General features: G+C 60.1%; 8 protein-coding genes. 6 read left to right on the top strand and 2 right to left on the bottom strand.

Annotated features, from left to right (window positions below; all coding sequences use genetic code 11):
- Positions 1-275 precede the first annotated feature (275 nt).
- The 6 genes from ABLX76_RS20260 (at position 276) to ABLX76_RS20235 (ending at position 4,822) form a co-directional block, all read left to right on the top strand.
- Positions 276-590: a BON domain-containing protein gene (locus ABLX76_RS20260; RefSeq protein ID WP_023290762.1), complete on the top strand. Its 315-nt coding sequence runs from the start codon at positions 276-278 to the stop codon at positions 588-590.
- A gap of 125 nt (positions 591-715) precedes the next feature.
- On the top strand, positions 716-1,282 hold the full coding sequence (gene yqaB / locus ABLX76_RS20255; protein WP_348875158.1) for a fructose-1-phosphate/6-phosphogluconate phosphatase: 567 nt from the start codon (positions 716-718) through the stop codon (positions 1,280-1,282).
- On the top strand, positions 1,279-1,707 hold the full coding sequence (locus tag ABLX76_RS20250) for a YqaA family protein (protein ID WP_023290761.1): 429 nt from the start codon (positions 1,279-1,281) through the stop codon (positions 1,705-1,707). The genes yqaB and ABLX76_RS20250 overlap by 4 nt, the downstream gene beginning before the upstream one ends.
- 66 nt (positions 1,708-1,773) lie before the next feature.
- The gene (gene gshA / locus ABLX76_RS20245) at positions 1,774-3,330 is read left to right on the top strand and encodes a glutamate--cysteine ligase (protein ID WP_065883424.1); all 1,557 of its coding nucleotides are present in this window, start codon (positions 1,774-1,776) and stop codon (positions 3,328-3,330) included.
- A gap of 156 nt (positions 3,331-3,486) precedes the next feature.
- Complete coding sequence (luxS, locus tag ABLX76_RS20240; protein ID WP_023290759.1) at positions 3,487-4,002, top strand: S-ribosylhomocysteine lyase; 516 nt, start codon at positions 3,487-3,489, stop codon at positions 4,000-4,002.
- 52 nt (positions 4,003-4,054) lie between these two features.
- On the top strand, positions 4,055-4,822 hold the full coding sequence (locus ABLX76_RS20235; protein ID WP_087827190.1) for a helix-turn-helix transcriptional regulator: 768 nt from the start codon (positions 4,055-4,057) through the stop codon (positions 4,820-4,822).
- On the opposite strand, the gene leuA is transcribed toward ABLX76_RS20235, so the two are convergent.
- Both leuA and emrB read right to left on the bottom strand, forming a co-directional pair.
- Positions 4,801-6,477, bottom strand: a complete 1,677-nt coding sequence (leuA, locus tag ABLX76_RS20230; protein ID WP_023290757.1) for a 2-isopropylmalate synthase — start codon at positions 6,475-6,477, stop codon at positions 4,801-4,803. The genes ABLX76_RS20235 and leuA overlap by 22 nt on opposite strands.
- A 136-nt stretch (positions 6,478-6,613) precedes the next feature.
- Positions 6,614-8,152 carry a multidrug efflux MFS transporter permease subunit EmrB gene (gene emrB, locus ABLX76_RS20225; protein WP_065883421.1) on the bottom strand — a complete coding sequence of 513 codons (1,539 nt, stop codon included), beginning with the start codon at positions 8,150-8,152 and terminating at the stop codon, positions 6,614-6,616.
- Positions 8,153-8,161: the final 9 nt, after the last annotated feature.

The raw sequence follows: 8,161 nt of genomic DNA, 5'->3' as shown, positions 1-8,161 counted from the left end.
AGTACTCGGCTACGAACCGAGCGGTCGGAGGTTCGAATCCTCCCGGATGCACCATATTCTCCTTAATAACAGCGACGATGTTGTTACATAGGCTGCGAAATTATCGCAGCACCCGTTCTGAATGCATCATCTTCACTCTTCTCTCACCATCCCGATAACCGCGTTTTTCATCCCAGTTTCATCCGACTTTTTTATTGGCAAGCCGCGCTTTCCACTATAATTTATCCTTGTATATCAGCGTTATCAGGCTGAGATAAATGCAAGGAGAGAAATCCATGAAATGGTTCAAAGCAATACCTGCTTTTTGCGCGACGCTGCTGGTGGCGACGGTCCTCGCTGGTTGTGCCGGTTCGTCCACCAAAGAAAGTACCGGCGGTTACATTGACGATACCGTGGTGACCACTAAGGTGAAAACGGCGCTCTTTAACGATAAAGACATCAAGTCCTCTGAAATCAGCGTCCAGACCTTTAAAGGCCGCGTCCAGCTGAGCGGATTTGTCTCCTCCGCGGAAAGCGCTAAACGGGCGGTGGAAGTCACCCGTCGGGTGCAGGGTGTGCGAATGGTCGAAAACGATCTGCGTATTAAATAAGGCCGGCTATCCGGTCTGATGCCTGAAGGCGCCTGTGGGCGCCTTTGTCGTCTGCGCCGCTGGCCGCGACAACGACCGGCTTTTGCGTTACAGTAACCATTCATTAACCGGTTGGTGAGAAGACGATGTACGAAGGTTACGCAGGACTGATCTTTGATATGGATGGCACCATCCTCGATACCGAGCCGACCCACCGTCAGGCATGGAACGAGGTGCTGGGCCGCTACGGTATGCGTTTCGACGAACAGGCGATGGTCGCCCTCAATGGCTCACCGACCTGGCGGATTGCCCAGGCGATTATTGAACTCAACCAGGCGGATCTCGATCCACATCGCCTGGCGCAGGAAAAAACCCTGGCCGTTAAGGCGATGCTGCTGGATAGCGTACGCCCATTGCCGCTGATCGAGGTGGTCAAAGCGTGGCACGGCCGTCGCCCGATGTCGGTCGGCACCGGTAGTGAAAGCGCCGTCGCCGAAGCGCTGCTGGCGCACCTGGGCCTGCGTCATTACTTCTCCGCGGTGGTGGCGGCCGATCATGTGGTCAACCATAAACCCGCGCCCGATACCTTCCTGCTGTGCGCCGGGCGCATGGGCGTCGCGCCGGAAAAATGCGTGGTCTTCGAAGATGCCGACTTTGGTCTGCAGGCGGCGAAGCGCGCGGGAATGGACGCTGTAGACGTGCGTTTGCTGTGAGCGACGCGCTGTCACTCCTCTCGCTGTTTGCCAGTAGCTTTTTAAGCGCCACGCTGCTTCCCGGCAATTCGGAGGTTGTGCTGGTTGCGATGCTTCTTACGGGGGTTAGTCATCCGTGGTGGTTAGTATTAATAGCAACAATCGGCAATAGCCTTGGAGGGGTAACTAACGTTATTCTGGGGCGCCTGTTTCCGCTGCGTAAAACCTCGCGCTGGCAGGAGCGGGCGGCCGGCTGGCTTAAGCGCTACGGCGCAGTGACGCTGTTGCTAAGCTGGGCGCCGGTTGTCGGCGATTTACTGTGTTTGCTGGCGGGATGGATGCGCATTTCCTGGGGACCGGTACTCTTTTTCTTATGCCTTGGAAAGGCGCTGCGCTATATCGTCATTGCGGCAGCGACGCTTCAGGGCATGACGTGGTGGCACTAATTGGACTGATAGTTCATCCATTACAATTATGCTTATTCAAACGATTTCGACAGGCGGGAGGTCAAATTGATCCCGGACGTATCACAGGCGCTGGCCTGGCTGGAAAAACATCCGCAGGCCCTGCAGGGTATTCAACGTGGTCTGGAGCGGGAGACGCTGCGCGTGAACGCAGACGGTACGCTGGCGACGACCGGTCACCCTCTGGCGTTAGGCTCAGCGCTGACGCATAAATGGATTACCACCGATTTTGCCGAAGCTTTACTCGAGTTTATTACGCCGGTGGACGGCGATATTGAGCATATGCTGACCTTTATGCGCGATGTCCATCGCTATACCGCGCGTCAGATCGGTGACGAGCGGATGTGGCCGCTGAGCATGCCCTGCTATATCGCCCCCGGTCAGGATATTGAGCTGGCGCAGTACGGCACCTCTAACGTGGGACGCCTGAAAACGCTGTATCGCGAGGGGCTGAAGAACCGCTACGGCGCGCTGATGCAGACTATCTCCGGCGTGCACTATAACTTCTCGCTGCCGATGACGTTCTGGCAGGCGAAGTGCGGTGTGGAAGACGCTGAAAGCGGGAAAGAGGCCATTTCAGCAGGCTATTTTCGCACGATTCGTAACTACTATCGCTTTGGCTGGGTGATCCCGTATCTGTTCGGCGCCTCGCCGGCGATTTGCTCTTCATTCCTGCAAGGAAAGCCGACGACGCTGCCCTTTGAGGAGACGGGCAACGGCATGTACTACCTGCCGTACGCCACCTCGCTGCGCCTCAGCGACCTCGGTTATACCAATAAGTCGCAAAGCAATCTCGGAATTACGTTTAACGATCTGCACGAGTATGTGGCAGGATTGAAGCGCGCGATTAAAACGCCGTCGGAAGAGTACGCCAAAATCGGGCTGGAAAAAGACGGTAAGTATCTGCAGATCAACAGCAATATCCTGCAGATTGAAAACGAACTCTATGCGCCGATCCGCCCGAAACGCGTCACCCGTCGGGGCGAAACCCCGTCCGATGCGCTGCTGCGCGGCGGCATTGAGTACATTGAAGTGCGTTCGCTGGATATCAACCCGTTCTCGCCGATCGGCGTTGACGCCCAGCAGGTGCGTTTCCTCGATCTGTTTATGGTTTGGTGCGCGCTGGCCGACGCGCCGGAGATGAGCAGCGATGAGCTGCTGTGCACCCGCACCAACTGGAATCGGGTGATTCTGGAAGGCCGTAAGCCGGGCTTAACGTTGGGCATCGGCTGCGAAAGCGCGCAGTTCCCGCTGGCGCAGGTAGGTAAAGATCTGTTCCGCGATTTACGCCGCGTGGCGCAGACGCTGGACAGCATTCACGGCGGCGAGGCCTATCAACAGGTCTGCGATGAGCTGCTGGCCTGTTTTGACGATCCGGAATTAACCTTCTCAGCCCGCATTCTGCGTTCTATGATTGAAGAAGGGATTGGCGGAACCGGCCGTGCGCTGGCCGATCGTTACCGCACCCAGCTGCGTGAAGAGCCGCTGGAGATCCTGAGCGAAGAAGATTTCATCGCCGAGCGCGACGCGTCGGTGGCGCGACAGAAGAAAGTAGAAGCGGAAGACAGCGAGCCGTTTGAGGCGCTGTTGGCGCGGCACGCGTAGCGCTGGAAAAGAAAAAGGCCACATCACTGTGGCCAAACTTTCATCTCTGATTCAGGGATGATGATGATAATAAATGCGCGTCTTTCATATACTGAGACTCGCGGCTGAACAAAGAGTTCATTTTATTTTAAAAAAATTCACTCCCGGAGGTGACGAATGCCGTTGTTAGATAGTTTCACAGTCGACCATACCCGAATGGAAGCCCCAGCGGTGCGTGTCGCGAAGAAAATGAACACGCCGCATGGCGATGAAATCACCGTATTCGATCTGCGCTTCTGCGTGCCGAACCAGGAAGTGATGCCGGAGCGCGGTATCCACACCCTGGAGCACCTGTTCGCCGGCTTTATGCGTGATCACCTGAACGGGAATGGCGTGGAAATTATCGACATTTCGCCGATGGGCTGCCGCACCGGGTTCTATATGAGCCTGATTGGTACGCCGGACGAGCAGCGCGTCGCCGACGCCTGGAAAGCGGCGATGGCCGACGTGCTGAAGGTGCAAGATCAGAACCAGATCCCGGAGCTGAACGTCTACCAGTGCGGGACCTATACCATGCACTCGCTGGAAGAGGCGCAGGAGATCGCTCGTCATATCATTGAGCGCGATGTGCGCATCAACAGCAACGACGAACTGGCGTTGCCGAAAGAAAAACTGCAGGAACTGCACATCTAGTGCTTCCGCCGCGGCCCGACGCCTGTCGCCGGGCCGCTCTCCCGACGCCGCCATGACGACCACCACCACCTTCTCCTTTCAGCACCGCCCGCTGGTGCCCTTTGCCCATGATTACGCTCACGGTGACCAGGAAGACTGGCATCAGCATGACTGCGCCCAGCTGCTGCATATTTTAAGCGGCGTGGTGCGGGTGGCGACGCCGGCAGGCTACTGGGTGGTGCCGCCCGGGCGCGGCGTCTGGCTGCCGGCGGGAACGCCCCACGCGCTGCGCATGACCGGCAACGTCGCGGCGCGCACGTTGTTTATCGATCCGCTGGCGCGCGCCGATCTTCCGGCGGGCAGCCAGATCGTACAGATCACGCCGCTGCTGCGGGAACTGATCGTCTCTTCCCTGGCGCTGGCCGAGCGCTATGCCCCCGCCAGCCGCGACGAACGGATTTATGAGCTGATCCTCGATGAGATCCGCGGGATGGCGATCCTGCCGTTTGGCCTGCCGGAGCCGCAAAGCGAAACGCTGCGCCGGCTGTGTCAGCAGGTGCGCGAGGCGCCGGGCGACGTCTGGAGCAGCAGCCAGGCGGCGAAGGCGTGCAGCATGAGCGAGCGAACCCTGAACCGCCATTTTCAGCAGCAGACTAGCCTGACGTGGCGCGAGTGGGTGCGACGGGCGAAGCTAATGGAAGCGCTGATTCGCCTGGCGCAGGGCCACTCCGTCCTGCGGGTGGCGCTGGAGCTGGGCTACGGCAGCCACAGCGCCTTCAGCGCCATGTTTCGTCGGGTAATGGGCGTCGCCCCCAGCGACTATTTTCGTCCGCCGGCCTGATCGGCGGCGCTGAGCGCATTGCACAGCGCCTGCAGCGAGGCGCGCGCCACGTCATTATCGATACCCACGCCCCAGTAGCTTTCTCCTTGCGGAAAAACGCAGCGGATATAGGCCACCGACCGGCTGTCGCTGCGCGCGCCGAGGGTATGCTCATGATAGTCCTTGATCATAAACGGCTGCCGAAACAGCGCGCTGAGGCCGCTGGCGGCGGCGGAGAGCAGGCCGTTGCCCTGGCCCTGCAGGCGTCGGGTTTCGCCGTGGTGACGCAGCGTCGCCTGCAGGGACAGCTGGCCATCCTGCTGGCTGGCGCTCTGATAATCGACCAGCGTCAGCGCAGGCTGCGCCTGCAGCCCGTAGCGCGTGCGGAACAGCTGCCACAGCGCATGGTGGGTCATCTCTTTGCCGTCGCTATCGGTGGCCTGCTGAACGTGCTGGCTGAAGTCCTGCTGCAGCCCGCGGGGCAGCTTCAGACCATGATTTTGTTCGATAAGCCAGGCGCTGCCGCTTTTCCCCGACTGGCTGTTGACGCGGATCACCGCCTCATAGCTGCAGCCAATATCCTGCGGGTCAATGGGCAGGTAGGGCATTCGCCATGGGTCGCCAGGCTGACGGGCATCAAACCCTTTTTTGATCGCATCCTGATGGGAACCGGAGAAGGCGGTGTAGGCCAGACTTCCCGCCCACGGGTGGCGCGGGTGCACGGGGATCTGATTGCAGTTTTCCACCACTTCCACCACCCGGTTCATCTGCTCGAAGCGAAGCTCAGGGTCGACGCCCTGGCTGTAGAGGTTCATCGCCAGCGTCACCAGGCAGACGTTGCCGGTGCGTTCGCCGTTGCCGAACAGGCAGCCTTCCACCCGGTCGGCGCCGGCCATCACCGCCAGCTCGGCGCTGGCGACGCCGGTACCGCGGTCATTGTGAGGATGCACGCTGATGCAGACCTCGCCGCGGCGGGAGAAGTGGCGGCAAAAGTACTCGATCTGATCGGCATAGACGTTGGGGGTGTTGACCTCCACCGTCGCCGGCAGATTGACGATCATCGGTCGCTCGGCGCAGGGCTGCCAGACGTCCGCCACCGCTTCGCAAATCTCGAGCGCAAACTCCGGTTCGGTGAAGCAGAAGGTTTCAGGCGAATATTCATATTGCCAGCGGGTCTCCGGCTGTTGTTCGCACTGCTGGCGGATAAGCCGGGTGGCGCGGGTCGCGAGGGCGATCACCTCGGCCTTGTCCATGCCGAAAACCAGTTCGCGGAACAGCGGCGCGGTGGCGTTGTAGAGGTGGACGGTGGCCCGGCGGGCGCCGCGCAGCGCTTCAAAGGTACGCAGGATCAGCGGGTCCCGTGCCTGGGTCAGCACCTGGATGGTGACCTCCTCCGGGATGCGCTGTTCGTCAATCAGCTGGCGGACAAAGTTGAAATCGGTTTGCGAGGCGGAAGGGAAGGCGACCTCAATCTCTTTAAAGCCGCACTCCAGCAGCAGATCCCAGAACTGCAGTTTGCGGGCGCTGTCCATGGGCTCCGCCAGCGCCTGGTTGCCGTCGCGCAGGTCGGTCGACAGCCAGCGCGGGGCGTGGCTGATTTGCCGGTCCGGCCAGCGGCGGTCGGGCAGGGTAATCGGCGGATAGGGACGGTACTTTTCAGCAGGATGGCTCAGCATAGTGTTCTCCTTAATAGTCAGCCTCTATCCTGCCCGAGCGCCGGCTGGCGGGCTTTCGCAAACAAGACAGAAACTAGCGAGAACTGGACAACCTGACGCCGTAAAAAAGGGACCCGCAGGTCCCTTAATGTGAGGCTTAGTGCGCGCCGCCGCCGCCGCCGCCGGCGCTGAACGGGGGTCTGGCGAACCACACCAGTCCCAACAGCAGGATGAAAATGGCCGCTGAGATCCAGAAGATTTCGTTGGCGGAGATAATCAGCCCCTGGTTGGTTATCTGCTGCGCTATCCAGCCGGACGCCTGCTGCTGCGTCATTCCCATCCCCTGCAGCTGATCGTACATCTGCTGCGCGTTGGGGTTGAACGGCGTCACCGATTCGGTGAGCTGCGCATGGTGCAGCGCCTCGCGGTTGGTCCACAGGGTGGTGGTGATCGAGGTCCCGATGGAGCCGGCAAGGGTACGGGTGAAGTTCGACAAGCTCGACGCCGCCGCCAGCCGTTCCGGCGGCAGGCCGGAGAGGGTGATGGTGGTCAACGGCATGAAGAAGCAGGCTACCGCGAAGCCCTGGATAAACTGCGGCCACGCCGAGGCGCCAAAGTCCATCCCCGGTTCGAAGGTCCAGGCGCGCCAGTAGAAGCAGACGGCGTACATGATAAAGCTGAAGGTGACCAGCCGTCGCATATCGAGCTTATGCGCAAAGCGGCCGATAATCGGCGACAGAATGACCGGGATCACCCCCACCGGCGCTGACGCCAGGCCGGCCCAGGTCGCGGTGTAGCCGTAGACCTCCTGCAACAGCTGCGGCAGCAGCACGATGGCCCCGAAGTAGAGCATGTAGGCCAGGCTGATACAGAGGCAGCCGATGGTGAAGTTGCGCGACTTAAACAGCGACAGATCGACAATCGGGTTATCGTCGGTCAGCTCCCAGACGATCAGGAAGCTTATCGCCACCACCGCCACGATGGTCAGAATGATAATTTCATTGGAGGAGAACCAGTCCAGCTCTTTACCCCGGTCCAGCATCACCTGCAGGCTACCGATACCGATGATCAGCAGCGCCAGGCCGACGCCGTCGATACGCCGCTGTTCGGTTTTGGTTTCCCGGTTGCGCAGGGTCTGCAGGGTCATCAGCACCACCGCCACGCCAATGGGCACGTTGATAAAGAAGATCCATCCCCAGTGGTAGTTATCGCTGATATAGCCGCCGAGGATCGGGCCGCAGATGGGGGCGACGATCACCGTCATCGACCACAGCGCCAGGGCGATAGAGCGTTTCGCCGGCGGATAGTTGCTGAGCAACAGACTTTGCGACAACGGGATCAGCGGCCCGGCAACAATCCCCTGAATGACGCGGAAGAAGATCAGCATCGTCAGGCTGTTGGAGACGCCGCAGGCCCAGGAGGCGATGGCGAAAGCGGTGGTGGACCACAGGAACAGCTTCACCTCGCCCACGCGCTTGGCCAGCCACCCGGTGATCGGAATGGAGATGGCGTTAGCGACCCCGAACGAGGTGATGACCCAGGTCCCCTGGCTCAGCGATGAGCCAAGGTTACCGGCGATGGTCGGGATCGCCACGTTGGCGATAGTGGAATCCAGCACCTGCATGAACGTCGCGAGCGACAGCGCAATGGTCATGATGACCAGTTGCGCGCCTTCCAGCGGTTTTTGCTGTTGCATTACACTCAC

Source organism: Klebsiella sp. JB_Kp004 (assembly GCF_040065795.1).
Lineage (GTDB): Bacteria > Pseudomonadota > Gammaproteobacteria > Enterobacterales > Enterobacteriaceae > Klebsiella > Klebsiella quasipneumoniae.
This window is presented reverse-complemented; position numbering and strand designations above follow the sequence as displayed.